At 58.6% G+C, this 26,629-nt stretch carries 25 protein-coding genes and 1 pseudogene; 13 read left to right on the forward strand and 13 right to left on the reverse strand.

The genetic code is table 11. From position 1 onward, the window contains the following. The first annotated feature begins 14 nt into the window (after positions 1–14). Positions 15–932, forward strand: coding sequence for a glycyl-radical enzyme activating protein (locus tag AC007G_RS19210; RefSeq protein ID WP_032687077.1), 918 nt, complete (start codon positions 15–17; stop codon positions 930–932). 95 nt (positions 933–1,027) lie between these two features. Continuing rightward, positions 1,028–1,855 carry an MIP/aquaporin family protein gene (locus AC007G_RS19215; RefSeq protein WP_032687076.1) on the forward strand — a complete coding sequence of 276 codons (828 nt, stop codon included), beginning with the start codon at positions 1,028–1,030 and terminating at the stop codon, positions 1,853–1,855. A gap of 539 nt (positions 1,856–2,394) precedes the next feature. On the opposite strand, the pseudogene AC007G_RS19220 reads toward AC007G_RS19215, so the two are convergent. From AC007G_RS19220 to AC007G_RS19255, 8 genes and pseudogenes are all read right to left on the reverse strand, one after another. Continuing rightward, positions 2,395–2,661, reverse strand: a pseudogene (locus AC007G_RS19220) (BMC domain-containing protein); the annotation flags it as partial. A 12-nt stretch (positions 2,662–2,673) separates the two neighbouring features. Continuing rightward, positions 2,674–3,897, reverse strand: coding sequence for a methionine adenosyltransferase (metK, locus tag AC007G_RS19225; protein ID WP_142630689.1), 1,224 nt, complete (start codon positions 3,895–3,897; stop codon positions 2,674–2,676). A gap of 100 nt (positions 3,898–3,997) precedes the next feature. Then, on the reverse strand, positions 3,998–5,050 hold the full coding sequence (locus tag AC007G_RS19230) for a helix-turn-helix domain-containing protein (protein WP_032687074.1): 1,053 nt from the start codon (positions 5,048–5,050) through the stop codon (positions 3,998–4,000). A 2-nt stretch (positions 5,051–5,052) separates the two neighbouring features. Further along, positions 5,053–6,294 carry a sensor histidine kinase gene (locus AC007G_RS19235; RefSeq protein WP_179275581.1) on the reverse strand — a complete coding sequence of 414 codons (1,242 nt, stop codon included), beginning with the start codon at positions 6,292–6,294 and terminating at the stop codon, positions 5,053–5,055. A 355-nt stretch (positions 6,295–6,649) separates the two neighbouring features. Then, positions 6,650–7,639, reverse strand: coding sequence for an isopenicillin N synthase family dioxygenase (locus AC007G_RS19240; RefSeq protein WP_046852236.1), 990 nt, complete (start codon positions 7,637–7,639; stop codon positions 6,650–6,652). A 21-nt stretch (positions 7,640–7,660) separates the two neighbouring features. Continuing rightward, on the reverse strand, positions 7,661–9,079 hold the full coding sequence (locus tag AC007G_RS19245; RefSeq protein WP_142630690.1) for an amidohydrolase family protein: 1,419 nt from the start codon (positions 9,077–9,079) through the stop codon (positions 7,661–7,663). Between the two features lie 11 nt (positions 9,080–9,090). Further along, entirely contained in the window at positions 9,091–10,080 is a 990-nt protein-coding gene (locus AC007G_RS19250; RefSeq protein ID WP_032687071.1) for an ABC transporter substrate-binding protein, read from the reverse strand. A 302-nt stretch (positions 10,081–10,382) separates the two neighbouring features. Next, positions 10,383–11,282, reverse strand: a complete 900-nt coding sequence (locus AC007G_RS19255; RefSeq protein ID WP_032695229.1) for a LysR family transcriptional regulator — start codon at positions 11,280–11,282, stop codon at positions 10,383–10,385. 208 nt (positions 11,283–11,490) lie between these two features. Between AC007G_RS19255 and AC007G_RS19260 the strand changes: the two genes are divergently transcribed. From AC007G_RS19260 to gap, 11 genes are all read left to right on the forward strand, one after another. After that, positions 11,491–12,459: a PDR/VanB family oxidoreductase gene (locus AC007G_RS19260; RefSeq protein ID WP_047665167.1), complete on the forward strand. Its 969-nt coding sequence runs from the start codon at positions 11,491–11,493 to the stop codon at positions 12,457–12,459. A gap of 11 nt (positions 12,460–12,470) precedes the next feature. Further along, positions 12,471–13,754, forward strand: a complete 1,284-nt coding sequence (locus AC007G_RS19265; protein ID WP_142630691.1) for an amidohydrolase family protein — start codon at positions 12,471–12,473, stop codon at positions 13,752–13,754. Beyond that, complete coding sequence (locus AC007G_RS19270; protein ID WP_032687067.1) at positions 13,744–14,199, forward strand: RidA family protein; 456 nt, start codon at positions 13,744–13,746, stop codon at positions 14,197–14,199. The genes AC007G_RS19265 and AC007G_RS19270 overlap by 11 nt, the downstream gene beginning before the upstream one ends. 22 nt (positions 14,200–14,221) lie before the next feature. Continuing rightward, on the forward strand, positions 14,222–15,091 hold the full coding sequence (locus AC007G_RS19275; RefSeq protein ID WP_032695233.1) for a creatininase family protein: 870 nt from the start codon (positions 14,222–14,224) through the stop codon (positions 15,089–15,091). A gap of 11 nt (positions 15,092–15,102) precedes the next feature. Beyond that, entirely contained in the window at positions 15,103–16,086 is a 984-nt protein-coding gene (locus AC007G_RS19280; RefSeq protein WP_032699425.1) for an ABC transporter substrate-binding protein, read from the forward strand. After that, positions 16,083–16,913: an ABC transporter ATP-binding protein gene (locus AC007G_RS19285; RefSeq protein WP_032687064.1), complete on the forward strand. Its 831-nt coding sequence runs from the start codon at positions 16,083–16,085 to the stop codon at positions 16,911–16,913. Before AC007G_RS19280 ends, AC007G_RS19285 begins: the two co-directional genes overlap by 4 nt. 1 nt (position 16,914) lies before the next feature. Then, positions 16,915–17,730, forward strand: coding sequence for an ABC transporter permease (locus AC007G_RS19290; protein ID WP_032687063.1), 816 nt, complete (start codon positions 16,915–16,917; stop codon positions 17,728–17,730). A gap of 26 nt (positions 17,731–17,756) precedes the next feature. After that, positions 17,757–19,163 (forward strand): FAD-binding oxidoreductase, encoded by a 1,407-nt coding sequence (locus AC007G_RS19295; RefSeq protein ID WP_163920588.1) that lies wholly within the window; start codon positions 17,757–17,759, stop codon positions 19,161–19,163. 114 nt (positions 19,164–19,277) lie between these two features. Continuing rightward, the gene (locus AC007G_RS19300) at positions 19,278–20,555 is read left to right on the forward strand and encodes an OprD family porin (RefSeq protein ID WP_032695582.1); all 1,278 of its coding nucleotides are present in this window, start codon (positions 19,278–19,280) and stop codon (positions 20,553–20,555) included. 178 nt (positions 20,556–20,733) lie between these two features. After that, the gene (locus AC007G_RS19305) at positions 20,734–21,714 is read left to right on the forward strand and encodes a GlxA family transcriptional regulator (RefSeq protein WP_032695235.1); all 981 of its coding nucleotides are present in this window, start codon (positions 20,734–20,736) and stop codon (positions 21,712–21,714) included. 77 nt (positions 21,715–21,791) lie between these two features. Then, complete coding sequence (gene gap, locus AC007G_RS19310; protein WP_032695236.1) at positions 21,792–22,802, forward strand: type I glyceraldehyde-3-phosphate dehydrogenase; 1,011 nt, start codon at positions 21,792–21,794, stop codon at positions 22,800–22,802. A 43-nt stretch (positions 22,803–22,845) separates the two neighbouring features. Here the strand turns inward: gap and AC007G_RS19315 are convergent, their stop codons facing one another. The 5 genes from AC007G_RS19315 to AC007G_RS19335 are packed head-to-tail and all read right to left on the reverse strand — an operon-like array spanning position 22,846 to position 26,591. Continuing rightward, a complete protein-coding gene (locus tag AC007G_RS19315) occupies positions 22,846–23,469 on the reverse strand; it encodes a dehydroquinate synthase/iron-containing alcohol dehydrogenase family protein (RefSeq protein ID WP_260612546.1) in 624 nt (207 codons plus the stop codon). After that, positions 23,427–23,861 carry an iron-containing alcohol dehydrogenase gene (locus AC007G_RS19320; protein WP_260612547.1) on the reverse strand — a complete coding sequence of 145 codons (435 nt, stop codon included), beginning with the start codon at positions 23,859–23,861 and terminating at the stop codon, positions 23,427–23,429. The genes AC007G_RS19315 and AC007G_RS19320 overlap by 43 nt, the downstream gene beginning before the upstream one ends. A gap of 28 nt (positions 23,862–23,889) precedes the next feature. Further along, the gene (locus AC007G_RS19325; RefSeq protein WP_032687059.1) at positions 23,890–24,756 is read right to left on the reverse strand and encodes an ABC transporter permease; all 867 of its coding nucleotides are present in this window, start codon (positions 24,754–24,756) and stop codon (positions 23,890–23,892) included. Beyond that, on the reverse strand, positions 24,728–25,582 hold the full coding sequence (locus tag AC007G_RS19330) for an ABC transporter ATP-binding protein (RefSeq protein ID WP_032695237.1): 855 nt from the start codon (positions 25,580–25,582) through the stop codon (positions 24,728–24,730). The genes AC007G_RS19325 and AC007G_RS19330 overlap by 29 nt, the downstream gene beginning before the upstream one ends. A 1-nt stretch (position 25,583) precedes the next feature. Further along, positions 25,584–26,591: an ABC transporter substrate-binding protein gene (locus AC007G_RS19335; protein WP_032687347.1), complete on the reverse strand. Its 1,008-nt coding sequence runs from the start codon at positions 26,589–26,591 to the stop codon at positions 25,584–25,586. Between the last annotated feature and the right edge of the window lie 38 nt (positions 26,592–26,629).

Here is a 26,629-nt window from a genome sequence, read left to right on the forward strand (position 1 = left end):
TGACGAGTGATGTTATGAACAGAGTCGAATACGATACCGAAGGCGTGTTATTCAATATTCAACGCTACTCCCTGCATGATGGCCCCGGCATCCGCACGATCCCGTTTTTTAAAGGCTGTCCGCTGGCCTGTAAGTGGTGCAGCAACCCGGAATCACAGCGCCCGCAGCCCGAGTTAATCTATAAAAAAAGCGACTGTATCCGCTGCGGAAAATGCGTGGAGGTCTGTCAGCAGCAGGCGCTCTCTGCTGGCAATCCGTTCTTTATCGACCGCGAACGCTGTATTCAGTGCGGCAAATGCACCGCGGTCTGCCCGACTCAGGCGCTGGAAATGAAAGGCAAACGCATGACCGTCAGCGACGTGATACGTGAGCTGCAGAAAGAGGAAAACTTATTTCGGCGCTCCGGCGGCGGAATTACCCTCTCAGGCGGTGAGCCGCTGGCGCAGCCGGTGTTTGCGCGCGAGCTCCTGAAAGCCTGTAAAGCCAAAGGCTGGCACACGGCAATGGAAACGACGGGAATGACAAGCAAAGCGGTGATTGAGGACGTCTTTCCGTGGGTCGATCTGGCATTGACGGATATTAAGGCCGTTAACCCGACCATTCATCAACTTAATACGGGTGTGGATAACCGCACGATTCTGGAAAATCTGATTCGGATCTCCTTTATCACTCACGTTATTGTGCGCATCCCGGTGATTCCCGGCGTTAACGACAGCCCGGAGGAGATTCGCAGCATTGCTGAATTTGCCCGCCTGATGTCCGGGGTGGACACCATTCATCTACTGCCTTATCACACCTTTGGCGAAAATAAATATACCCTGCTGGGCCGCATTTATCCCATGGGCGATGCCGGCTCACACTCAGAAGACAACATGGCCAGCCTGAAAAAAATCGTTGAATCGATGGGATTTCATTGCCATATCGGCGGCTAATCCCGACAACACAAAAAATGATTTCGCGCTCTTATCCCTTGTACCCCAATCGTTAAGAGATGGCATAGCGCATCGCTTAATACAGGAAAAAAACTATGAGTGACTCTCGTGAATCAGTAACCGGACAATGTATTGCAGAATTTCTTGGTACCGGATTGTTTATGTTTTTCGGCACCAGCGTGCTGTGTGCGGCAAAACTGGCTGGCGCCAGCTTCGGTCTTTGGGAAATCTGTATTGTATGGGGGCTGGGTATTGCGCTGGCGGTCTACCTGACGGCAGGGATCTCCGGCGCTCATCTTAACCCGGCGGTCACCATCGCCTTATGGATGTTCGCCCGCTTTGAGGCGAAGAAAGTGGCGCCTTATATCCTGGCGCAGATGGCCGGCGCATTTTGCGGCGCCGCCCTGACCTATCTGCTGTACCACAATCTGTTCGCCGACTATGAACAGGCCCACCAGATGGTGCGCGGCAGTCAGGACAGCCTGTATCTGGCCAGCATTTTTTCGACCTATCCGGCGGCAAGCATCAGCGTCTGGCTCGCGGCGCTGGTGGAAATTGTCATTACCTCGATGCTGATTGGCTTGATTATGGCGCTGACCGACGATGGCAACGGTGTGCCCAAAGGGCCGCTTGCACCGCTGCTGATCGGCCTGCTGGTGGCGGTCATCGGTGCAGCAACCGCCCCGCTAACCGGATTTGCCATGAACCCGGCTCGTGATTTTGGGCCAAAACTGTTTACGTTTCTGAACGGCTGGGGCTCCGTCGCCATGACCGGAGGCAGAGAGATTCCCTACTTCCTCGTGCCTTTGATCGCGCCGGTCATCGGCGGAATCCTGGGCGCGGCTATCTACCGCTACGGTATCGGGCGCCATCTCCCCGCCGCCAAACCCGCCGCGGAGACGGCGAGTCATCCGCTGTCCTGATTGACCCAACGTGCGCGCACTCCGCCAGCGCAACACACTGCGGCGGAGTGCTCCGCAAACGCCCCTTTTCGGCTCGTGTCACCAGCGGTCCCTCCCCCGGCATCCCTATCCGATTCTTAGCTGCGTATCCGGGCAGAGCCCGGTTGCTCTGCCACCTCTCACCGCCGTTTCCTGACGCGCAGCAACAAAAAAGCCACCCGCAGGTGGCTTAGCTGCAACGACAGCGGCTAGCGCCGGGTGTTCTTCGCCCGGGTTCGCGCCGTTTTTTTCTCCTCCTGAATGGCCTGAACCGTCGGCTCATTCTGAGGCTCAGCCTCTTCGCGCACCGGCTCGACCGGCGCCGGGTCGCGCTCCGCCGCCGGCGATTCCGGCGATGCAACGCCCGGGCTCTCTTCGAACGCCAGACAGGAAGCGGTCTGCGCGGGAGACGTAATATTGACCACCGCTATCGTCGCGTCAGGGATCTCCGCTGCGGCAGGAAGGCATTCGGCGGCAGGCGCTACCGGTTCAGGAGGCGTGCCGTACGTTTGTGATGAGGCAATCAGACTATCAATACCGGTTGCGGTACGCGCAATGACTTTCCAGGCATAGACCTGCCCGACCCGGCTCGCGGCGGCCACCCCGGCGGAGACGGCGGCGTTCATGGCGCCAACCTCACCGGTTAATTTGATGGTCACCAGCCCGCCGCCCTTGGTTAGCTCATATCCAACCAGTTCGACATTCGCCGATTTTATTGCGGCATCAGCGGCCTCTACCGCCACCGTTAAGCCAACGGTTTCAATTAAGCCTAAGCTCTGCCCGGACATATCTCTCTCCTGTTATTTTTCATGCAAGGGGGCACACACCGACGCGCACAGCTGACCGGCGGCATCGTCACGCAACCGCGGCGCCTTATCAGTGCGTTCCCAGGGGAAGACTTCCCGACCAAAATGGCCGTAGCAGGCCGTCTGGCGATAGCGCGGCGCCAGCAAATCAAGCTGGCGGATAATGCCATAAACGCTGAGGTCAAAATGACGGTCGACCAGCTGCGTCAGCTGGTGCGCCGACAGACGGGAAGTCCCAAAGGTATTGATGGCAACCGAAACCGGTCGGGAAAGGCCGATGGCCCAGGCCAGCTGAACTTCGCATCGCGTCGCGAGCCCCGCGGCAACGATATTTTTCGCCACGTAGCGCGCGGCATAGGCCGCCGAACGATCGACCTTCGAAGGATCTTTACCGGAAAACGCCCCACCGCCGTGGCGCGCGGCGCCGCCATAGGTATCGACAATGATTTTGCGCCCGGTCAGGCCGCAATCCGCAGCGGGCCCACCGTTGATAAACGGCCCCGCAGGATTAATCAGCAGCCGGGTGGCGGAGGTCAGCCAGCGTGCCGGAATAACCGGTTTAATTATCTCTTCCATCACCGCTTCACGCAGCGTCGCCAGCGGAAAGTCGGCGCGATGTTGCGTGGAGACCACGATGGTGTCGGCATGATCGATCCGTCCGTCGCCATAACGCAGCGTTACCTGGCTCTTGGCATCGGGTAATAACCCATCCAGCTGGCGCGTTTTACGCAGCTGCGCCTGGCGCGCCATCAGCCGGTGGGCGTAGAGAATGGGAGCAGGCATGAGCTGCGGCGTTTCATCGCACGCATAGCCGAAGGTTATTCCCTGATCGCCGGCCCCCAACGAGGCCGGGTCGCGGGCGCGGATGCCGCGAGCGATATCGTCAGATTGCCTGCCCAGCATGCTGATGACCGCACAGGTTGCGGCATCAAAACCTTTCGACGAATGGTCGTAGCCGACAGATTTCACCGTCGCCCGCACAATCTGCTCAAGGTCGATACTGGCATCGGTCGATATTTCCCCGGCCACAATCACCGCCCCGGTTTTTACCAGGCACTCGCAGGCCACTTTGGCCCACGGATCTTTGAGTAAACAGGCATCGAGAATGGCGTCAGAAATCTGGTCCGCCATCTTATCCGGGTGCCCTTCGGCAACGGATTCAGAAGTAAAGAGGTATTCATCCACGGCAGGGCCACTGTATAAAGAATCGTGTCCCATCTTAGCGGCGCGCGATGCGGCGACGAGTAAACAATCTTGCCGGGATAGCGGACTTTCTTGCGCTTACGCCGGAGTAAGCGCAAGAAAGACCGGGTGACGATCAGCCCGCCTCGGGCGAGGCGAGGCGGCGATAATCGGATGGCGCAATGCCGGTCTCTTTCTTGAAGATCCGACAAAAATAGTTCGCATCCTGCCAGGAGAGTTCCAGCGCAATGGTATTCACTTTTAGATCGCTGTATTGCAAAAGAGACCTGGCGATATTGATTTTTCGGCTGGTAATGTAACTGGAGAATCCGCTGCCGGTACTCTTTTTAAACGCCCGACTCAGATAGCACGGACTGACGAAAGCCTCCGCGGCGATATCATCCAGCGTCATGTTGTTAAGCAGGTTTTTTTCAATATGGAAACGGGCTCTGGCGACAAAATCCATGCTGCCGCTGGCGCTTTTAAACAGCTGCTCAAAGATAGCGTGGCTGAGATTGAACAACCCCACCATCACCGGCCAGTAGCGGCCGACGCCCAGACCGTGCTGATGAATGCTGTGGATCAGATCGGTAATTTTTTGCCGACACGGGATATACTTATCGCTGAGCCCGGCAAGATGCTGCAGGAGCAATTCCAGCACGTCGGTCAACCTCTTCGCCCCATCGTTATCAGACATGGGTTGCGCGCAGGCCGCATCAAGAATACCGAACAACCAGGTGTGCCAGCCGGGATAATCACAGCCGCCCATCAGATCGCTTATCGTCTGCCGCTGCTCTCGCGTCGCGACGGCCCCCTGTTCATCCACCAGCAAGGTTTTGCGGATCGTATCGCTGAGAATACTCTGCTTAACCGGTTTTAGCAGATAGTCATCCACTTTCAGGCTCAGCATATGACGCACAATGTCAAAGTCATCGTTTGCCGTGGTGACGATCACTTTGGTTTGTGTGTTTTTCGACTTGAGATACTCAATAACCTGATTGCCATTGGGGAGCGGAATGTTGATATCCACCAGCATCATATCGATTTGATTAAGTTCATCGATAAGCTGAATCGCCTTTTTCCCGGTCGACGCCTCATGAATGACAGAGTTCTCCACGCAGCGAGAGACAATCCGCTTGAGCGATTCCGACTCAATATACTCATCTTCGACAATAACAATGTTATACATTCTCACACTCCAGACTCAGCGGGCGCCATCGGGAACCGCAGTTTTACCGTGGTGCCGAGCATCGGCTTATGGGGACTGGCGATCTGCAAACCATAGTTTTCACCAAATAACAGCTGCAGGCGATTGTTGATATTATTAATGCCGATCCCGCCTTTCTGTCGATTCTGGTTGCCAGAGAGAATATGTTCAATATCCTCGGGTGAAATGCCATCTCCGTTATCGGCTATCTCGATAATCACATCTTTACCATCATCGGTAGCCCGCAGAATTATGTGACTTTTGGTTTCACGCGGCTCGACAACATAATTAAAAAAGTTCTCCACCAGCGGCTGAAGAATTAAAAAAGGACAAACCGTTTCATTATATTTTTCGGGAATATCGCAAACATAGTCAAAACGCTCATTCATTCTGACTTTTTGAATGGCCATATAGCAATTGACATAATTCATTTCGCGGCCAAGGGTAATCAGACCATTGTTATTTTTGCGTAACAAATAACGCATCATATCGGAAAAGTCATGCACCATCGTTTCCGTACGGCTGGCATCTTCAAGAAACGCCAGCCGACCGATCGTATTCAGCACGTTAAACAAAAAGTGGGGGTTAATCTGGTAAGAAAGCGCCTTAAACTCGGCCTCATGTAATGAACGTTCGATCTCCACGCGTTTACGCAGTTCGCCGGTGAGCTCCTGCTCTTTTTGCCGCAGCTCACGCTGGATGTTGTTGGCATGGGCCTGCTCGACCAGATATGAGGCAACGTGCAGCAGCGTGTAGGCCGTCGATTCAAAGCGGTCGTAGGGCATGCGCGGCGTATTTTCATGCAGGTTAATCAGCCAGGGATTTTCTTGCCACAGATGATTATTGTCGAGGATATAGGGAATCGTTTGCTCTTTCTCCGCTTCGACTTTGACCTGTCCCGAAATAAACGCGCCGAGGTAATGACCATTAATCATAATGGGTACCGCAAATTCGACAAAACCACAGTAACAGCGATAAACCACCGGCTCGCCGGCGAGCATTGCCGCCCGTCCTCCGGCGCTATCGCTGTCATAGCAGTGGCGGGCAAGGGTGGCATTCATTCTTGATCGGGCGCAAAAATCAGAAAAACCGCTCGCCTGGGTGACCGGAATACCGTCCTGATCGACCACCACCAGCGCAATCATCATCGATTGACTAAAATTGTCCTGCAGCGTTTGCAACCGGTCAACATCAAGAAATTCGTGTAATTTGTATTTATTTTTCATGATATCCACCACGTCAGGTCAAATGCTGCTAAACCATACCCTATTTAGGGTTTTAAAATAATGAAACCGCTCACAAACAAAAAATGAGTTGTATGAGAAATGTTAATGTGGTGATTATATTGCTTCTGTTTTTATTATATTAATTAACATTCCTCGGCGAGCGATAATATAACCCGGGCACAACCAAGGGCAAATAAACAGAGGTGCTCGCTAACCGGCTCCTGTTCAGACGATTAAATTAAACAGCGCTACGAAATTGTTCTTTGGCCAATATCCGTTATCGATGGCTGTAAAAGCCCACGCCGTGGCGTGGACTTTTACAGGATGACCGCTCGGGAAGATCCGTCAGGGAAGTCTATCCTTTGGCAAAATTGGCCTGAATACGCTGCTGCAGATAGGCCTCCGCGGTAATCGGCGGGTATTTCGCCTGCGGCCCGAGGATCTCGACATCCTTATTGGCCTGACAGAAAAACGCCAGGCTATAGCGCGGTCCCTGATACTCATGGGCAAGCGGGCTTCTCACCCGGTGGAAGTTAGAGGGTAGCTGGTCGTCGCTCCAGCGCATCAGCATATCGCCGATATTGCAGGTGATCACCTCCTCGCGCGGCTCAATGCTGGTCCACTGCTGGCTCTCGCGGTCCTTACCCGGACACACCTGCAGCCCGCCCTGCCCCGGGCGCTGGAATAACAGCGTCAGACAGTCAAAATCCGTATGGGCGCCGGCGCGCCACATCCCCTGCTGCGCCTGGTCGCTGGCGTAGTAGTGCAGCATGCGCAATGTGCTCTGGTAGGTTTCACGATCCGGATCGTGAGCGGTGGTAAAAAACGACTCCGCAAACCCCAGCTTTAAGGCAAAGCAGGACAGCAGCTTCATCCCCAGTTGCCAGCACCGCGATTCAAACTCCAGCATCGTCTTTTTGAACGCCGGCAGCTGCTGGTCGCTGGGCCATAGCCCCGCCATCAGCGGACGGGTGATCTGGTACGACTCTTTTTGATCCGGCGTCTTCGTCGACGGGCGGACCTGCGCCTTGCTTTCCCACCCGGCATTGCGGGCCAACGGATACTGCCCCTTCACCTCATCGGGCAGGGCGAAAAACGCCTCGGTCATGCTGAACGCCTGGCGGATATCCGCCAGCGGAATACCGTGGTGGCTAACCTGGAAGAAGCCAATCTCCACTGCCGCCTCCCATAGCTGATCGGCAATCTCACTTTTCCTTTCCTCAAAATTTGCGAGATCGATGCAGCGGACTTCGCGGGTAAACGTCTCTTCCCCCGGCGCGCCCATCAGCGCTTCTTTCTCCAGTTCCTGTAATGCATAGCCCTGATTCTGAATGGATTGCGTCATTATGATTGTCCTGTATTGGGTTTAAACAGCCGCACGCTGTTGTAGGGTTCGTACCGCCGCCAGCGCGTCGCGGCGCATGGCCTCAAGATCCAGACCGGGAATCACATCTTCCTCAACGATCGGCCGCCCATTGAGCAGCAACGCTTTCAGCGAGGCCCGACCGCCGCAGGCCACCGGGCCAATCGCGATATCGTGCAGCCCGAAGTAGCGCGGATCGTCGAGGCGATAAATCGCTAAATCCGCCTGCATCCCGACGCTGATAGCGCCGCACTGCGACAAGCCGAGGATGCGCGCGCCGCCTGCGCTTCCCCAGCGCACCACATCCTCGACCGTGGCGGCGTCGGCGCCGCCCTCAAAGGTGCCGCCGGCGTAGCGCGGCTGCGCCTGCATGCCTTTACGCGCCCGCTGCAGCAACCACGCGGCGTGAGCCTCGCTTTGCATATCCGCCGCTTCATTGGAGGCGGCGCCGTCCACTCCCAGCGATACCGGCACCCCGGCCTTTTCCAGCGCCAGCAGATCGGCAATCCCGCTTCCCAGCCGCCCGTTGCTTTGCGGACAATGGGCGATGCCGGTGCCGGTTTGCCCAAGCAGCGCGATCTCTTCCGGCAGCAGCTTCACCAGATGCGCAAACCACACGTCATTCCCCAGCCAGTCATGCTCGGCGCAGAACTGAACCGGCGTCATGGCAAACTTCTCCCGCGCGGCATCCAGATAATCCACGGTTTCCGACAGATGGCTGTGCAGCCGAATGCCCAGGTGACGAGCCAGTTTGGCCATCTCCCGCAGCTGGGCGCCCGGCGCCGAATGCAGCACGGTGGTGGGCGCCATCACCACCCGCCGCAGGGAGCCGGCGCCAGGGTGGTGATAGCGTTTGACCAACCGTTCAATATCCGCCATATAGCCATCGAAGGTTTCGGGACGCAGCGCGACCGGCAGATCCTGCTCAACGGCCCGCCCCTGGGTAGCGCCTCCGCGACACAGAACAATGCGCATGCCCAGCGCCTCGCCCTCGCTAAACACAATCTCCGAGGTATCGAAGGGCATATCGGGCCAGTATAAATAGTTGTGATCCGCGACGGTGGCGCAGCCCGATCGCAGCAGCTCCACCAGCCCGATGCGCACCGCCAGACGAAAAGTGTGCTCATCGAACGCGGCGCGAAAACGGTATGGCGTGGCGCTCAGCCATGCCGTCAGGCTCTGATTCAGCCCCTGAGGTTCCCCCTTTAACAGCGACTGAAAAAGATGGTGATGCGTATTCACCCATGCCGGATAGACCACGCAGTCCCGGGCATCGATCTGCCGCTCCTCCGGCAACGCCGCCAACGAACCAATGGCGGCGATAACGCCATCGCGGATACGGATATCCGGCCCGACCAGCCGCGCAGCGTCCCCCGGGAGACCGCTGAGGATGGCATGCGCGTTTTTAATCAATAATGACATGGCGTCGCTCCTCAGGGTTTAACCTGCATAGCCTGCACAAACTCAGTGGTATAGGCCTGCTTCCAGTCGGTCGCGGCATCCAGCAGGTTGGCGCTAACCATAAAATCACGGGTCTTCCGCCAGCGCGTTTCCGTCATCGTTCCCCAGCCCTCGGTAGCGGCGTCGCCGCCATCAATCAGGTGATGCTGGCGGATTTGCGTGACGGCCCAGGCCAGCAGATCGTCGGTCATTTTGGGGTTATCTTGTTTAATCAACGCATTTCCCGGGGCCGGATTGTTCAGGTAGCTCACCCAGCCTTCCATCGACGCGCGGACAAACTTCGCCATCGCCGCTTTGCGATCGGCGATGGTTTCCGGGCGGGCAATCATGATGCCGCCATAGGGGGGATAGCCGTGTTCGGAAAACAGGAAGAAGTTCGCTTTCACCCCCGCCTTTTGCACCTGGAAAACCTCGGAGCTGACGTAGGCCTGCTGGGCGACGTTGTTATCCGCGACAAAGGGTTGAATATTGAAGGTGTAGGGTCGGGCCTGGGCATCATTCAGTTGATAGTGCCCCTTCAGCCACGGCCACCACGTCGCCTGGCCGGAGCTGGAGACCAGAATGGTTTTCCCTTTCAGCCCCTCCAGCGAGCTAACATCGGCGTGGGTCAGCAGCCCCTGGGGATCATACTGAAAGGGGGCGGCAATGGCTTTGGCCTGGAATCCCCGCTGAATGCCTTCCAGCAGCTGCAGATCGTAGCCGATAATGACGTCAGCCCGTTTTGATAGCAGCAGCTGCATGCCGTTAACCTGGGGGCCGCCGGAGCGAATGTCGACGTCCAGACCATATTTTTTGTAGATCCCCGTTGCCTGCGCCTGATAATAGCCGCCCTGCTCCGCCTGGGCGTACCAGGAGGTCAGCAGAACAATTTTATCCTCGGCCTGAACGGCCAGAGACAGACCGCTCAGGGCAACCAGGCCCAGCACACGGTAGCCCCAGGGAATGCGTGAACGTATTTTCATTGCCCCTCTCCTCATAACGCCGGGAAAGAGGACGAGCGGACAACGGCTCAGCCTCCCACCCCGGTCAACATTGAACCGCGAAATGGTTACTGAGCAATGTCCCGTACGGATAAACCGCACTGACCGCTTATACTCATGTTCAGTTATACAAAAACTGTGCCAGGGGCGATCGGCATACCTCATCCCCGGCGCCCCGCCAGAATCGCGCGTCGTCGGCGACGCCCCCTCATGCAACCTTTGATTCACCAATACACAAAACGCACCATAATGGTGCGCTCGTGGAATGTTTTAGTGCCTGCGGGTCAAATCTGGCTAAAGAGGATTTCCAGCTGCTTGAGCATCATGGAGGCGGCAAGCGACAGCTGCCGGGCGGGGGAGACGCACAGCGCCAGGGTGAAGGGTTTAAGCTGCGGATCGGTCAACGGAATAAACGCCAGCTGACCGGACTGAATCTCATCCAGAATATCCAGGCGACACAAAATACCGATGCCCATCTGCTCTTTGATCAGGGTTCTTATCATGTGAATGTTATTAGAAACAGCCACTTCCCTAACCTCATTGCCGCTGATATTCACCAGCGCCTCCACCGGCTCGCCGATCATCAGCGGCGCGGAAGGAATGATAAACGGGTACTCGATGCACTGATTAAACCGCACGGCGCTACGGCTTTCCAGCGGGTGGCCCTTAGGCACCACGATCCCGAGATTCATTTCGGCAAAGGCCCGGACCTGCAGTTCACGGGAACTTTGGGGGTTGAGCATGATACCAAAATCCGCCTCGCCCGAGATCAGCGCCTGCTGGATGTTGATATTGTTCATGGTGGTTAATGTAAAAGAAATGTTGGGATAATGGTTATGCACCTCCTTCAGCATCGCCGAAAAGAAATGCCGGTTAATGGCATCGATAGTGGCGATGCGCACATGCCCGCGCCGCAGCCCGCGCAGGTCATCCAGCTGCTCGCACACCCGGGTAAAGTCCTTTTTCCAGTTATTTGCCGCATGCAGCAGCAGCTCCCCGGCGGCCGTCAGGCGCAGCCCCGTCGGATGGCGCTCGAATAGCGGCATCGCCAGCTCATTTTCGACGCGCAAAATCTGACGATCGATGGAAGACGCCGAGACGTGCAGCGCCTCTGACGCTTTACGAAACGACCCCTGGCGGGCCACTTCGGTGAAATACAGCAGAAAACGGGAGAATGCAAACATGGTCTGGGTGCTCTCTTTTTTGCAACGGGTTGTGCGAATCAAAGCTCTGGACGCAACAGTTTTATCACAATACCGTAGCATTCATAGCGGAGAAACAATCGTTTCACCAATTAACTCGCATACCGGACAGCCTACGGCGCAGGGCGTTTTCTCCCTTCGCTGACTCAGGCCGCCCTGCTGACAGCTTAATATGGGAGGGCAAAGGTTAATGAAAGACGGCGATCTGATTCCTGTATCGGTCAAGGAAATAAGCCCAAACGGGCTGGGTAATCTGTCATTAAAATTCATTCCCGAAGACGGAAAAATATTCCCCGGCTATTCTGCGGGTGCCCATATCGATATTATGATTCCCGGCATCGGCCCACGGCAGTATTCCCTCTGCGGGATGCCTGACCAGCGGCAAAGTTATGAAATTTGCGTCAAGCTGGGCGCGGTTTCCTCCGGCGGCTCCCGCTATCTGCACCATGAGCTTAAACCCGGCGACCGACTCTCCATCTCCCGCCCGCGCAACCATTTTCCGCTGCCGGCGGCCAGGCGCTACCTGCTGCTGGCCGGCGGTATCGGCATGACCCCGCTGCTGGCAATGGCGGAAGAGATAGCACGGCAAGAGCTTGATTTTGAAATTCATTATTATGTCGCCACCGCGCGGCACGTGGCCTTTGCCGCGCGGCTGGAGCAGCTCTCTGCGGCGGGAAATGTCGTTATCCATTGCAGCGACGAGGGCGACTCTTTGCGCCGGGAGATCCCCGCCTGTTTAACCGCGGCGGAAATCGATACTGCGGTGATTGCCTGCGGCCCGGACGGCTTTATTCAGCGGCTACAGGATACGATGCCAATATATGGCTGGCAGGCCGCGCAATTCTTTTTTGAGCGCTTTACTCCGGTCGAGCGGAATAATGAAGCGGAGAATAACAGTTTTTATATTGAACTGGCATCAAGCGGCCAGCGCCTGCAGGTTGCGCCGGAACAAACCATCGCCGAGGTATTATTGCACGCCAGAGTCGAGGTTATGCTCTCCTGCGAACAGGGGATCTGCGGCTCCTGCATTACCGACGTTATCGACGGCATTCCTGAACACCGGGATTGCGTCCTGACGGCGGAAGAAAAAGCCAGCAATAGTCAGATTACCCTGTGCTGTTCGCGGGCGAAAACGCCGGTTCTGGTTCTCGACCTGTGAGGAGAGCGACGATGCACATTCCCTCCCCCCACATGCCGCTTGCTGGCGTCAGCAACGCCCGCCTTCCGGCATGGGCGCTGCCTGCGGATTGGCCGACGCAACATAACGGTACGCCGCTGAGCGCGGACCTGACCTTTGCCGACGGGCGAATCGCGACGATAGCGCCCTCCGGCCAACCGAATCACGGCTTATGGGATCTCGGCGGAGCGCTGGCGCTGCCCGGCCTTGTCGAACCCCACGCCCATCTGGATAAGACCTATACCCTTGAACGCTGCCGTCCGTCGGAACCCGGTCTGCTGGCCGCCATTCGCGCCATGCACGAGGATCGCCGGCACTGGACCGCGCAGGATCTCCAGCGCCGCGCGTCCGCCGCGCTGGCGCGGGCGGCGGCCAATGGCGTCACGCATTTGCGCACCCATATTGACTGGTTCACCGCCGACGCGCCTGACGCCTGGCGGGAGATCGCCCGCCTGGCGCATCCCGGCGTCAGCCTGGAACGGGTGGCGCTGGTGCCGCTGGGACTGTTTGCCGACCCGGCCGCCGCGGAGGCCATTGCGCAGGCGGTAGCCGACAGCGGCGAGGGCTGTTTACTCGGCGGGTTTGTCCACTCCTCCAACTGGGATCCCGCGGCCATGGAAAACCTGCTGCGCAGCGCGGCCCGCTGGCGGCTGGATCTGGATCTGCATATCGATGAGGAGCTCAACGACCATCCCCGGGGGCTGGCCTGGCTGGCGGAGTCCCTCTCCCGCCATGCTTTTCCTGGACACATTTGCTGCAGCCACGGCTGCGCCCTCGCCAGCGGCAGCGAGGAGCAGGCGGAGAAGATCCTGCGCCAGCTGGCGGCGCACTCCGTCACCCTTATCGCCCTGCCGATGACCAACCTGCTGCTACAGGATGCGGTGACTGGCCGCACGCCGCGCCAGCGGGGGATCACGCTGCTTCAGGAGGCCCGCTCTGCCGGCGTTGCCACCCTACTCGGCTGCGACAATGTGCAGGACGCTTTCTGCCCGGCGGGGAGCTATGACCCGCTGGATACCCTGGCCTGCGGCCTGTTCAGCGCCCAGCTCAGCGACGTTTTCGACCGGCAGTCGCGGCTGATTTGCGACCGGGCGGCGTTAACCGCTGCGCCGGAGGAGGCTACGCCTTTCGCCGTCGGCAACGCGGCCACGCTGGTGATTTTCCCGGGTAGCGACAGGTTTACCTGGCCTTTAAACAGCGCAGCTCGTCTGGTGGTTAACCGCGGCCGGTTAACCCACCAGCGGGTGTGGCAACAGGAGATGACGTATGAGTCTTGAAGCAGGCGCGGGCGCTCCGCTGGCGCGGTATGCCGCCTGGCGCAGAGCCGGCGATTTTATTTTTCTTTCCGGCATTATCCCGGTCAACCCGCTGAACGGCACCATCGTCAACGGCTTTCAGGATGTGCCGGAGGAGGTGCGGGAGCTGCTGGGGGAAACGGGCGAGTTTTCGACGGATGCGAAACAGGGGCCGATCCTGGCCCAGAGCTGGTACGTGCTGGAAAGCATCCGCCGGACCGTGGAATCCGCGGGTGGGCAGATGAGCGACGTCATCAAACTGGTGCAGTACTTTCGCAATCTTGACCATTTTCCCTATTACAGCCGGGTAAGGAAGCTGTTTTACCCCGGCCAACCGCCGGTTTCGACCGTGGTGCAGGTCAGCGAAATGCTGCCCGACGCCACGGTGCTTATTGAAGTTGAAGCAACGGTCTGGTTACCCCAATAATTCTCGACCCAGAGGCACAGCGATGATCAACGGTTATATTCCTGCAGAGCGCTTTCTCCCTTTTCTGAGCTGGACGGCGATTGCCGACCTGCCGGACAAAAGCAATACGGTTATCGTGCTCCCCACCGGCGCGATTGAGCAACACGGTCCGCATCTGCCCTGTTCCGTGGACAGCGTGATCTCTTCCGGCGTCGCGGGCCATGCCCTCGCCCGGCTGCCGGCGGATATCCCGGCCTACGCCATCCCGCCGATCACCTACGGTAAGTCCGACGAGCATCTGCATTTTCCCGGCACCCTGACCCTGAGCGGCGACACGCTGCTGCACACTCTCCTCGAGATAGCCGAATCCCTGTATCGGGCCGGCTTTCGCAAGCTGCTGATGATCAACGGTCACGGCGGACAGCCGCAGGTCCTGCAGATGGCCTCCCGGGAAATGCGCCTGCGTCACGGCGATATGATCCTCATCCCGCACGACGTGTTCAACGTCCCCAACAGCGAAAAACAGTTTCTCAGCCCTCAGGAACAGAAAATGGCGATGCACGCGGGCCATAGCGAAACGGCGTTGATGCTGGCCCTTGCGCCGGAGTGCGTTCATATGGCGCGCGCCGTCGCCAACTTTCCGCCGCCGTTCCCCTGCCCGACCCTGTCGAAAGGCCGTCCCGCGGCGGCCTGGGCCTCTTACGACTTTGGCCCCAGCGGCGTTATCGGCGACCCGACCCCCGCCACTCTGGAGCAGGGCCAGGGGCTGCTCGAATCCCTGGCCGTCAGCTGGGCGCAGGCGATTAGCGAAATCCACCGCATGGAGTGGGTCGTCCGTCACGAACCAAGCTGGGGAAAACACCACTGGAACGGCTTTGTGCAGTCCACCCCTTCCTCTTCCGTTGCTGAGTAAAAGGAACTCTGATGAAAAATATGCGTACTCCGGCTTACACGATGCTGACCCTTGCGACCATCGCCACCTCCGCATCCTGCCTCGCGGCGGAAAAATTTACCTTCCTCACCAACTGGTATGCCCAGGCGGAACACGGCGGCTTCTATCAGGCCCAGGCCAAAGGGCTGTATAAAAACGCCGGCCTCGACGTCGACATTAAAATGGGCGGCCCGCAGATCAACGTCATGCAGCTGATGGCGGCGGGTCAAGCGGATTGTACCCTCGGCGACAACGGCCAGGCGCTGGAAACCTGGCAGGCGGGCGTGCACGCCGTCACCGTCGCCACCGTTTTTCAGCACTCGCCAACGGTATTTATCACCCATGATAAGGTCGATAACCCGGCACAATTAAAAGATAAAACCTTCCTGCTCGCCACCGAAGCCTATACCTCTTTCTGGCCGTGGGCGAAGAGCGAGCTGGGGCTGGGCAGCACCAAAGTGCGCCCCTATACCTTCAACGTCCAGCCGTTCCTGGCGGACAAAAATCTGGTACAGCAGGGCTACGTGACCTCCGAGCCGTTCTCCGTCGCCAAAGGGGGGCAGCCGTTCTACGTCTATCCGCTCAGCGACTGGGGCTACCCTCCCTACGGCAACTCGATTATCTGTATGACCGACACCATCAAGAAACGTCCGGCGGCCGTGGCGGCGTTCGTCAAAGCCTCGATGGAGGGCTGGAAAAGCTATCTTCAGGATCCCGGCGCCGGGAATGCGCTGATTAGCAAAGCGAATCCGCAAATGGGGGCCGAGCAGATCGCCTTCGGTATTGCCCAGATGAAGAAATATCAGCTGGTCACCGGCGGCGACGCCATCACCGACGGCATCGGTATCATCACCCGGCCGCGGCTGAAGAAAACCTGGGACATGCTGGTGAAAAACAAGCTGATCGATGCCAGCAAAGTGCCTTTTGAGCAGACCTATACCCTGGATATGGTCAAAGATGCCGGAGTCATGCCATGAATACCGCTCCTAAACTTACCGTCATGAGCGACAGCCGCTTCGCTCAGGCGCCCGCGACGCCGGCCATCGAAGTGCTCTCGGCAGAGAAGATTTACAGCAACGGCACCCGGGCGCTGCTGCCCGTCAATCTGACCATCAATCAGGGGGAGTTTGTTACTCTGCTCGGCCCCTCCGGCTGCGGTAAGAGCACCCTGTTGAAAATGGTCGCCGGCCTGGTGGAGCCCAGCGACGGCAAGCTGATGCTGTGGCGTCGCGATAGCCGGGAAAAAGCCCAGGTCCCCCTCTCTTTCGTTTTCCAGGAAGCTACGTTGATGCCCTGGAGCAGCGTCCACAGCAACGTCCGGCTGCCTCTGGATCTGGCCGGCGTTCCGCGGGCGGAAGCCAACACCCGGGTGAGCGAAGCCCTGGAACTGGTGGGGCTGGGCAAGTTCGCCAACGTCCTGCCGCGCGAGCTATCCGGCGGCATGCAGATGCGCGTCTCCATCGCCCGTGGCCTGGTGACGCGGCCCAAACTGCTGCTGATGGATGAGCCCTTCGGCGCGTTGGATGAAATTACGCGTAATAAGCTCGATAGCGATCTCCTGCGTCTCTGGCAGGAGCAGAACCTGACGGTGGTGTTCGTCACCCATTCGATCCATGAAGCGGTGTTCCTCTCTCAGCGGGTGATTATGATGGCGGCCCGCCCGGGCCGGGTGGTCGAAGATATCGCCATCAGAGAGCCGTTCCCACGCAGTGAAGAGTTCCGCGTCAGCCCGGCATTTTCCCACTATGCCCGGCAGCTGCAGGACAGTCTCTTACAGGCAAGCCAATCCGGTATGGAGTCCTAATATGAAAACCGCTAAATCGACACCGTGGATTAATCATCCCCGTTTTCTCAAAATTCTCTATCCAACCCTCGTCGCGGTGCTGGTGATTTTGCTGTGGCAGGGGGCGGTCAGCTATTTCCGCATCCCGCAATTTCTGGTGCCTTCCCCCCTCGTGATGGTGGAAAGCCTGTGGACGCATCTGACGCCGCTGCTGCTGTCATTGCTGTTCACGCTGAAGATCACCCTGATCTCATTTCTCCTGTCGATCGTCATCGGCACCGCCATTGCGTTTATCCTGGTGCAGAACCGTTTTGTGGAAACCGCGCTGTTTCCCTACATCGTCTTCCTGCAGGTGACGCCAATTGTCGCCATCGCGCCGCTGATCATTATCTGGGTAAAAGACGCCACCCTCTCACTGGTGGTGTGCTCAACCCTGATGGCGGTCTTCCCGATTATCTCTAATACCACCCAGGGATTGCGTAGCGTATCGCCCGGCCTGCTGAGCTATTTCAGGCTCAACCACGCCAGCCGTTTGCAAACCCTGGTACGACTGCGCATTCCCTCCGCGCTGCCCTATTTCTTCGGCGCCCTGCGTATTTCCAGCGGTCTGTCGCTGATCGGCGCCGTGGTGGCGGAGTTTGTCGCCGGTACCGGCGGCACCAATACCGGCCTCGCCTATCAGATCCTGCAGGCGGGTTACCAGCTGGACATCCCGCTGATGTTTGCCGCTCTGCTGTTAATTTCCCTCGCCGGTATCGCGCTGTTTGGGGTGATGTCCTGGGTGTCGCAGCGGGCGCTCAGCGCATGGCATGAAAGCGAAGCGGTGCAATCTCACTAACGTATTGATGATTAACAGGTAGAAAAATGATGACTCGTGAGCAACGTCAACAGGCGGTCGCGCTGATCCAGCAGGCATTGCCGGAGCTGGAGTGGACCTTACAGCCGGCGAAGATCAAACGTCTTTCCCGCGATTTTCACTGGTTCAGCCCGGTGCTCAACCAGCAGCTGGAGGGAAAACAGGCGGACGCGGTGGTCCGTCCGCGGGACGAAGAAGAGCTACGGCAGCTGGTTGCCGCCTGCGTGCAGCAGCAGCTGCCGCTTACCCTGCGCGGCAGCGCCACCGGCAATTATGGCCAGCTGGTGCCCCTCGAGGGCGGAGTGCTGGTCGATATGACCGCCCTGAAGCGGATCTGCGAACTCAAAAACGGCACGGTGCGCGCCCAGGCCGGCATTCGCCTGGCGGAGATTGAAGACGCCACCCGTCCGACGGGATGGGAGCTGCGTTGCATGCCGTCGACCTTCCGTCTGGCCAGCTTAGGCGGCCTCTACTGCGGCGGTTTTGGCGGCATCGGTTCCATTAACTATGGTCCCCTGGCGGCGCCCGGCAATGTGCTCAGCGTCAAAGTGATGACCGTGGAGGCCTCGCCCCGCGTGTTGACCATTCCGGCACCGCAGGCGCTGCTGCTGCATCACGCCTACGGCAGCAACGGCATCATCCTTGAAGTCGAACTGGCGCTGGCTCCCGTGCACCGCTGGATTGAACGCCTGGATGTGTTTGACGACTTCGCCGACGCCCTGAATTACGCCAACGAGTGCCTCCGCTCGCCCGGCTTCGTCAAACGCCAGCTGGCACTGCTTGCCGCGCCGATCCCCGACTATTTTAGCCACCTTAACGGCCACTATCGGGCCGGGCAGCACGCGGTCATCAGCGTTATCGCCGAGGAGAGCGAAGGTCTCTGTCACGGTCTGGTGCTGAAGCATCAGGGAGAAAATGCCATCCGCCAGAGCGGCGATGAGGCCCGGGAGAGCCATACCTCATTAATGGAATATTGCTGGAACCACACCACGCTGCATGCGCTGAAAATCGACAATACGCTGACCTATTTACAAACCGCGTTTAATTATCAGCGCTTCGCGGAGCAAATTTTGCAGATGGAGCAGCGGTTCGCCGGGGAGGTCATGTCGCATATTGAATTTCTCCGCGATAATGATGGCAATATTACCGCCAGCGGCCTGCAGCTGGTGCGCTATTCGACAGAAGAGCGACTCAATGAAATTATGCAGATATTCCGCGATAACGACATCAAGATTAATAATCCGCATGTTTTGCAGGTTGAAGACGGCAAGCAGGGAATTATTCGCCCGGATGTCGTGGCCGTTAAAAAATATATCGACCCGGATGGTTTACTTAATCCAGGCAAACTGCGCGGCTGGGCGCTGCGCGACCAGTTAGTTTTAGACAACAACCCGTTGTTGTTAACCGATAAATAAAATCCAGACCATTTACCAACCCTACAGAATAAAAGCACAAGGTGATCATCCGCCATATTCATGGCCGGTATTTTTCTTTCCGAAATTGCAGTGATATTTAACAGGGTGATGTCAATGAAACGCAAAAACATATATCGCGGAGCGACGCTGGGCGCCTTGCTCATTTCCCAGGGGATATTTATCGATGCCAGCCACGCCGCGATTCCATTAACCCACGACTGTGAATCCGGCATCGCCGGTTCACTCAGCGAATTCTTTACCTGCGGGAGCGTCAGCGGCAGCCTGCGCACATTATATTATTCAACCCATAATGCCTATTTTGTTTCGGGCCTGTCGCAGGATACGGTCAGCTACGGCGGCAGCGTCAAATATGCTACGGCGGAATATTATGGCGTCAGCCTCGGCGTCAGCGGCATTCTGCAGCGCGGAATTTCCCATAACGATGACCATCTGGTTAACGAACTTGGCCCCAATCAAACCGGCGTCGGCGAAGCCTGGCTCAGCTGGCATTATGACCAGTTCCGCATCACCGCCGGCGACCAGCGGATTAATATTCCTTTTATCGGCGACTATGACTGGCGCATTACGCCAATACTTTTCCGGGCGATTGATGCCAGCTATGGCGATAGCGACAATTTCCTGCACGCCACGAAAATCACCCGCTATAAACCCTGGGGCGACGATCGGTTTCTGGATACCACCGCGTATACCGACATCGAGCAGAGCACCAACGGGATGTGGGGCGTCGGCGGCGGACGATCCATATCGTTCGGCGATCGCAAAGTTAACGCCCAGATGTGGTACGAAAACTATGACGACTATACGCGGATTGTCTACGCCGACAGCTTCCTCTCGTGGAACGAATATGCCGCTGCGCCCAAAATCGGCCTCCAGTTCATTCGCGGCCTGAGCGAAGGCAAAGCGCTGGCCGGCGAGGTGAACAGCACCAGCTATGGCGCGCAGTTCAGCATGAAGCTGGCCCCGTCTCTGGCGTGGACGCTGAATTATAACCACATCGCCGCCAACGGTAACGCTTACGGCAACGGCGCCCTGGTGACGCCGTACGCGCACAATACCTCTTCCGGCCCCTACTTCGCGCAGCCCTTCTTTACCAGTACCCAGGACCTCGGCAGCGGCAACGCCTACTCCACCGACCTGAACTGGGCCGCCACGGAGCAGGTTTCCCTCGGCAGCCGCTACTCGTTTATGGATTTAACCCCCGCGGCGGGCGCCTCCAGCAGCCACCAGTCTGAATACCTGATCTACGGCACCTACCGTTTCGGGGGAGTGCTGAACGGGCTGAGCCTGACGGACTTTGCCGGCGTACAGACCAACTCCACCTCGGATAAAAATTTCTGGCAAAACCGTCTGGCCCTACAGTATGACTTTTAACTGCCTCACGGCCGACGCCCGCCCCGCGCGCCTGCGGGCTTAGCGCCCGGGCATCAATGCGCGATGGTAGCATTGATGCCCTGTCCCACCTCCAGAGCCGCAGCCTGCCATCGTCCTCCCGCAAACCACCACCACCTTCCCTGTTGACTTATTTTGTCAAAGGTTTACTTTTCAGGACATGAAGAAAATACTGATTATCGTCCCCGATGGCGGCATGCTCTTTGAATCCGCCGGTATTGCCGACATTCTGATGCAGGCCAACAGACTGCACGCGGAGGGGGCTGAGCGCCCGCGCTACCGCGTTGCCCTCGCCACCACCCAGCCCCACCAGGTGATCCACGGTCAGTCCGGGCTGAACCTGCTTGCCGACCATCGTCTTCACGAAGTGGATCCGCGCGAGCCGCTCGATACCATCATCATCACCGGCAGAGGGCAAAACGAGCAGGAAGGCATCGCCGTGGTCGACTGGCTGCGCCTCGCCGCGCCCCACGCCCGACGCATCGCCTCCGTATGCGGCGGCGCGATGCTGCTGGCGCAAAGCGGGCTGCTGAACGGCCGGCGGGCCACCACCCACTGGAAGCTGCTGGACACCCTGCAGTCGGCTTTCCCGGAGGTACGGGTAGAAGGCGGGCCGCTGTATATTCAGGACGGTCCGATCTGGACCTCCGGCGGCGTCAGCTCCGGTTTCGACCTGACGCTGGCGCTGGTGGAAGACGATTACGGCTTCACTCTCGCCCGCGATATCGCCCAGGATATGGTGATGTACCTCCGTCGCCCCGGCGGTCAGCTGCAGTTTAGCCGCTACAACCTCGACCAAATCAACAGTTCAGGCCCGATAAGCGAGCTGCTGAAGTGGATCCTCGCCAATATCACCGCCGATCTCTGTGTCGAAGCGCTGGCGGAAAAGGTCGCGATGAGTCCGCGCAATTTTACCCGCGTGTTTACCCGTGAAACCGGAGTCTCTCCGGCGCGCTACGTTGCCGAAGCGCGCCTGGCCGCCGCCAGACAGCTGCTGGAGCAAACGAGCGACACGCTGGAAAGAGTCGCCGAACAATCCGGTCTTGGCAGCGCCATTAACCTGCGCCGCATCTTTGAAAAACAGCTGCACCTGACGCCGGGAGAATACCGGCAGCGTTTTCACTGCCGAAAAATGGCGTAAAGTGATCGTTATTCGTCATTTACGCCGAAATGCCGACAACCTACAGTAAACCAGAGACAACAAATAAGGAGTGGATCATGGTTAAGGTCGGTATTAATGGTTTCGGCAGAATCGGGCGTAACGTGTTGCGCGCGGCGCTGGGCAATCCGGATATTCAGATTGTGGCAATCAACGATCTGACGGACAGCAAAACGCTGGCCCACCTGTTGAAATATGACTCGCTGCTGGGCACCCTGCCGGTAGCCGTGGAGGCAGCCGATGGAGCGCTTAGCGTCGATGGTCAACCCGTCATCGTCTACAGCGAACGCGACCCGGCGCGTATTCCGTGGCGAGATGCGGGGGTAGACATCGTCATCGAAGCCACCGGGTTCTTTACCGAACGTGAAAAAGCGGCGGTCCACATTCACAGCGGCGGCGCGAAGCGGGTGATCATCTCGGCGCCCGGCAAGAATGACGATTTAACCATTGTGATGGGGGTTAACCACGAGCTGTACGATCCGCAGCAGCATTCGGTCGTCAGCAACGGCAGCTGCACCACCAACGGCCTTGCCCCGGCAGCTCAGGTTCTGCATCAGCATTTCGGGATCAAGCATGGCCTGATGAATACCACCCACGCCTACACCAACAGCCAGGCGCTACATGACCAGCCGGAAAAAGATCTCCGTGGCGCCCGCGCGGCAGCGTTATCCATCGTCCCCTACTCCAGCGGCGCCGCCAAAGCGCTGGGCAAAGTGATCCCTGAACTGGATGGCCGCCTGACCGGCTACTCGCTGCGCGTGCCGGTGCCGGTGGTGTCGATTGTCGACCTTACCGTCACGCTGGAGCGCGAGGTGACGGCAGAACAGGTGAATGAGGCATTCCGCCAGGCCGCCGCTTCCGGCCCGCTGCAGGGCATTCTCGGCTACAGCGACGAGCCGCTGGTCTCCAGCGACTATCAGGGCGACCCGCGTTCTTCCATTATCGATGGCCTGTCGACGCTGGTGATTGGCGGGAATATGGTCAAGATCCTCGCGTGGTATGACAACGAGTGGGGCTTCTCCAACCGTCTGGTCGATTTGGCGCAGTTTATGGCCCGGCGCGAGCGCTAACCCTGCCGGGGATGAACGCCCGACGAGCGCGGGCGTTCACCGTCTACTGCCGGTTGAGGGTCGCCAGCAGCGCCTGCTGCAGGCTGGCACTATCTACCGGGAAGGGCAGATGTTCACGCGCCTCCGGTTTAATCTTCACCCCTGCCGCAATGCCTGCCAGCAGGGGGCGCGGATCGCCGCTTCCCCATTCGGCAGGCGTCAGCGGCACCTCCATCCGCCGCAGCCAGCCCAGCAGCGGCTCGCGGTCGACCGGGTCACGGTGTTGCAGTATCGCCTGTACGGCCAGCCCATAGCCCACCTTTTCGCCATGCAGCCAGTGATGAAACGCCTGTTGATGGGTCATGCTGTTGTGAATCGCGTGGGCCACGCCAATCCGCTGGCTCTCATCGCGGACGCTGTTGGCCAGCCCGGCGAAGGCAATCACCGCATCGATGGTCTGCACTAACGCCCGGGTCACCCGCTGACGGCGATTATCCTCCAGCGCCTGCATGGCAGACGACTCAAAAACCTCCAGCGCCATCGCTGAAAACTTGAGCTGCAGCGTCAGCCCGGGCGCGTCACCGTCTGGCGACTGATAGGGACTGAATTCAAACCATTTCGCCAGCGCATCAACGATCCCGGCTTTTAAAAAACGCACCGGCGCGGCGGCGATGACCTCACTATCCACGAGGATCCAGGCGGGAAACCGCCGCAGCGGCAGGCTGCCGCCACCGTGGGCACCTGAATCACCGGCAGTTGCCCGGCCAGCTCTCCCACCCCTTTTGCCGTATCCATCACGGCACCGCCGCCAAGGCCAACCACGCCCTGCGCCCCGCTCTCCTGCGCCTGGCGCGCCAGATTTTGCACGGTCTCGAGGGTACATTTCCCGGTTAAACGGGCGACGTCAAAAGCGATACCTTCACGCTGAAGGCTGTGGCCTAGCGCGTCTCCGGCCACGCCAAGGGCATGGCCGCCGGCGACAATCAAGACCCGGCGGGCAAGCGGCGCAACGTATTCCCCCACCTTGTTGAGCACCCCCGCCTGCTGCAAATAATTTTCCGGCACTTTCATCGCTATCATGCGCATTCTTCTCCCTCTTGTTCCGGCGCTAGTTCTGCATACCCCAGCGTTTCACCGTCAGCCTTTCCAGGGTCGCAAATACCAGCCCCTCAACCAACAGGCCAATAGCGGTGACCATCACCAGACCGGCAAATACCCGGTCGGTGTACATCTCATTGCGGTTCTGGAAAATGTACCACCCGAGCCCGCCGCTGCCGCTCGATGCGCCAAACACTAGCTCCGCCGCAATCAGCGTCCGCCAGGCAAAGGCCCAGCCGATTTTCAGCCCCGAGAGCAGCGCCGGCAGCGCGGCGGGGATCAGGATCCACAGCACGTATCGCCATCCGCTTAATCCATAGTTACGCCCGGTCATTTTCAGCGTCTCCGGCACGCTCATAAAGCCGGACCAGGTATTCAGCGCCATGGGCCAGACCACCGAATGGACGATAACAAACACCAGGCTCGCGTTGCCGAGGCCGAACCACAGCAGCGACAGCGGCAGCAGCGCGATGGCGGGAAGCGGGTTAAACATCGCTGTCAGGGTGCTCAGTAAATCCCGGCCAATGCGCGTCGAGATAGCCAGCGCGCTGATGAGCAGCGCCAGAAACGTGCCCAACAAATAGCCTTTCAGCAGCAAACCGATCGATAGCCACGCCCGGCGGGGCAGCTCGCCGCTCGCGATATCCTCCTGCAGAGCGGTAAAGGTTTGCCAGAAACCGGGAAACATCAGGTCATTATTTTGCCAGCGCGCCGCCCCTTCCCATACGGCGATCAGCACCAGCAGCAGCAGGGATTTACGCAGCCATGCCTGATTTCCCAGCCGCACGAGCAGCGGCAGCGGTTCGGCTAGCGTGAAATTCTCCAGCGGCGGCAGCTCGCGCTGGTATTCAGGCCGGACAGGAGGTAGGTTGCTCATATGGACTCCCTGAGTGATTATCCTTTACGCCGCCCTCGGGTAATGCCGCCGGCGGAAATAACAGGTCGTGGATCCGCGCGACATCGGCCTGGAACCCTTCCCCACCGGCATCCGCCAGCGTGTACTGATGACAGTTCAGCTCGGCCTTCACCCGCCCGGGATGCGGCGACAGCAGCAGCACCCGGCTGCCGACGATCAGCGCCTCTTCGATGGAATGGGTGACAAACAGCAGCGTAAACCGCACCTCTTCCCACAGGCTAAGCAGCTCCTCCTGCATTTTGCGCCGGGTCAGCGCATCGAGGGCGGCAAAGGGCTCGTCCATCAGCAGGACCTGGGGATGCAGCGCCAGCGCGCGCGCAATGGCGACCCGCTGCTTCATCCCGCCGGAGAGCGTATTAGGGTAGGCATGGCGAAACGCGCCGAGCCCCACCTTATGCAGGAAGTACTCCGCGCGCTCCATCGCCTCGGCTCGTCCCGCCCGGCGGCTGGCGATCAGCGGGAAGGCGATATTTTCCGCCACCGTTTTCCACGGCGGTAGCTGGTCAAACTCCTGAAAAACCATCATCCGGTCGGGGCCAGGGCGATTAACCGTTTCTCCCGCCAGGCGGATCGCCCCGGAGACCGGGGGCAGGAATCCGCCAATGGCTTTCAGCAAACTGGATTTTCCGCAGCCGGACGGCCCGAGCAGGACAAACCGGTCCCCCGGCCAGACGTCAAAGCTGACGTCATGGGTGGCCTGCACCAGCCGCTCGCGGGTGCGGTATTGCAAATTAACGCCCTCAACGCGCAGCAGAGGCGGGGGTAATGCGACGGATAGTTCAGACATATCAACTCCCCGGCAGGGTATGTGCTTCGCTGAAGAAATAATCTTTCCAGGATTCGGCTTTGTGTTTCAATATTCCCAGCTGATACAGCTTATCGGCATAAACAAACGTCCGCTGCGGGGTAATGGTGAAATTATTTTCCGGATCCGCGATCATTTTCTCGATAAACGCCGCCGGGAGCTTCGACTGCTCCACCCGAATATAGGATTGCGCGGCTCCGGCCGTATCGGCTTTAATGATCTCCTCCGCTTCCGCCAGGGCCGCGAAAAAGGCGCGATAGGTTTTTGGATTGTCATCATGAAATTTCTCCGTGGTATAGAGCAGATTAAAGGTTCCCGGTCCGCCTAATACCTCATAGGAACTTAATATTTTATGAATACCGGCATGTTCCAGCGCCTGATACTGAAAAGGCGGGCTGGAAAAATGGGCGCTAATTTCCGATTTTCCGCCAATCAGCGCCGCGCTGGCGTCCGGGTGCGGGAGACTGACCGTAATATTATCGAAGCGCTTATAGTCCGCGTTGCCAAACAGCCGGGCGGTCTCTATCTGCAGAGTCCGCGACTGAAAACCTACGCCGGCGGCAGGGACCGCGATACGGTCTTTACTGCTCAGATCCTTGACGCTCTGCACCGCCGGGTTGTTACTCAGCAGGTAGTTCGGCATCGATCCCAGAGCCGCGATCGCTTTCACATTCTGCTTGCCCCGGGTGCGGTCCCACAGCGTCAGCGCCGGCGGAACGCCGGCGGCCACCACGTCCAGCGCGCCGGAAAGCAGCCCTTCATTAAGTCCGGTGGCCCCGGAAAGCGTGCGCCACTCGACTTTAATATCCAGCCCTTCGTCTTTGCCATGCTTTTCGATTAGCTGATGATCTCGCACCACGTCGAGGATCAGATAGCCAATGCCATATTGCTGGGCAATACCGATGGTGCCCTCTGCCCTGGCAGCGGTCGCCGCCAGCAGAGTACTGAGCAAGAATAAAGCCGTTGCCGACCGTTTCCCTATATAAGACATGCCGTTGCCGTGCCGTAAATTCATTGCCGCTCCCGTCA

It is taken from the genome of Klebsiella sp. CSG-1 (assembly GCF_056521145.1).

Excerpts from the sequence above, each read along its gene's own strand:
- AC007G_RS19255 (WP_032695229.1), bottom strand. The coding sequence starts at position 11,282 with ATGTTTGCATTCTCCCGTTTTCTGCTGTATTTCACCGAAGTGGCCCGC.
- AC007G_RS19230 (WP_032687074.1), bottom strand. The coding sequence starts at position 5,050 with ATGTATAACATTGTTATTGTCGAAGATGAGTATATTGAGTCGGAATCG.
- AC007G_RS19330 (WP_032695237.1), bottom strand. The coding sequence starts at position 25,582 with ATGTCTGAACTATCCGTCGCATTACCCCCGCCTCTGCTGCGCGTTGAG.
- AC007G_RS19325 (WP_032687059.1), bottom strand. The coding sequence starts at position 24,756 with ATGAGCAACCTACCTCCTGTCCGGCCTGAATACCAGCGCGAGCTGCCG.
- AC007G_RS19265 (WP_142630691.1), top strand. The coding sequence starts at position 12,471 with ATGCACATTCCCTCCCCCCACATGCCGCTTGCTGGCGTCAGCAACGCC.
- AC007G_RS19300 (WP_032695582.1), top strand. The coding sequence starts at position 19,278 with ATGAAACGCAAAAACATATATCGCGGAGCGACGCTGGGCGCCTTGCTC.
- AC007G_RS19290 (WP_032687063.1), top strand. The coding sequence starts at position 16,915 with ATGAAAACCGCTAAATCGACACCGTGGATTAATCATCCCCGTTTTCTC.
- AC007G_RS19295 (WP_163920588.1), top strand. The coding sequence starts at position 17,757 with ATGATGACTCGTGAGCAACGTCAACAGGCGGTCGCGCTGATCCAGCAG.
- AC007G_RS19235 (WP_179275581.1), bottom strand. The coding sequence starts at position 6,294 with ATGAAAAATAAATACAAATTACACGAATTTCTTGATGTTGACCGGTTG.
- AC007G_RS19240 (WP_046852236.1), bottom strand. The coding sequence starts at position 7,639 with ATGACGCAATCCATTCAGAATCAGGGCTATGCATTACAGGAACTGGAG.
- AC007G_RS19280 (WP_032699425.1), top strand. The coding sequence starts at position 15,103 with ATGAAAAATATGCGTACTCCGGCTTACACGATGCTGACCCTTGCGACC.
- AC007G_RS19270 (WP_032687067.1), top strand. The coding sequence starts at position 13,744 with ATGAGTCTTGAAGCAGGCGCGGGCGCTCCGCTGGCGCGGTATGCCGCC.
- gap (WP_032695236.1), top strand. The coding sequence starts at position 21,792 with ATGGTTAAGGTCGGTATTAATGGTTTCGGCAGAATCGGGCGTAACGTG.
- metK (WP_142630689.1), bottom strand. The coding sequence starts at position 3,897 with ATGGGACACGATTCTTTATACAGTGGCCCTGCCGTGGATGAATACCTC.
- AC007G_RS19250 (WP_032687071.1), bottom strand. The coding sequence starts at position 10,080 with ATGAAAATACGTTCACGCATTCCCTGGGGCTACCGTGTGCTGGGCCTG.
- AC007G_RS19215 (WP_032687076.1), top strand. The coding sequence starts at position 1,028 with ATGAGTGACTCTCGTGAATCAGTAACCGGACAATGTATTGCAGAATTT.
- AC007G_RS19305 (WP_032695235.1), top strand. The coding sequence starts at position 20,734 with ATGAAGAAAATACTGATTATCGTCCCCGATGGCGGCATGCTCTTTGAA.
- AC007G_RS19335 (WP_032687347.1), bottom strand. The coding sequence starts at position 26,591 with ATGTCTTATATAGGGAAACGGTCGGCAACGGCTTTATTCTTGCTCAGT.
- AC007G_RS19210 (WP_032687077.1), top strand. The coding sequence starts at position 15 with ATGAACAGAGTCGAATACGATACCGAAGGCGTGTTATTCAATATTCAA.
- AC007G_RS19260 (WP_047665167.1), top strand. The coding sequence starts at position 11,491 with ATGAAAGACGGCGATCTGATTCCTGTATCGGTCAAGGAAATAAGCCCA.
- AC007G_RS19285 (WP_032687064.1), top strand. The coding sequence starts at position 16,083 with ATGAATACCGCTCCTAAACTTACCGTCATGAGCGACAGCCGCTTCGCT.
- AC007G_RS19275 (WP_032695233.1), top strand. The coding sequence starts at position 14,222 with ATGATCAACGGTTATATTCCTGCAGAGCGCTTTCTCCCTTTTCTGAGC.
- AC007G_RS19245 (WP_142630690.1), bottom strand. The coding sequence starts at position 9,079 with ATGTCATTATTGATTAAAAACGCGCATGCCATCCTCAGCGGTCTCCCG.
- AC007G_RS19320 (WP_260612547.1), bottom strand. The coding sequence starts at position 23,861 with ATGATAGCGATGAAAGTGCCGGAAAATTATTTGCAGCAGGCGGGGGTG.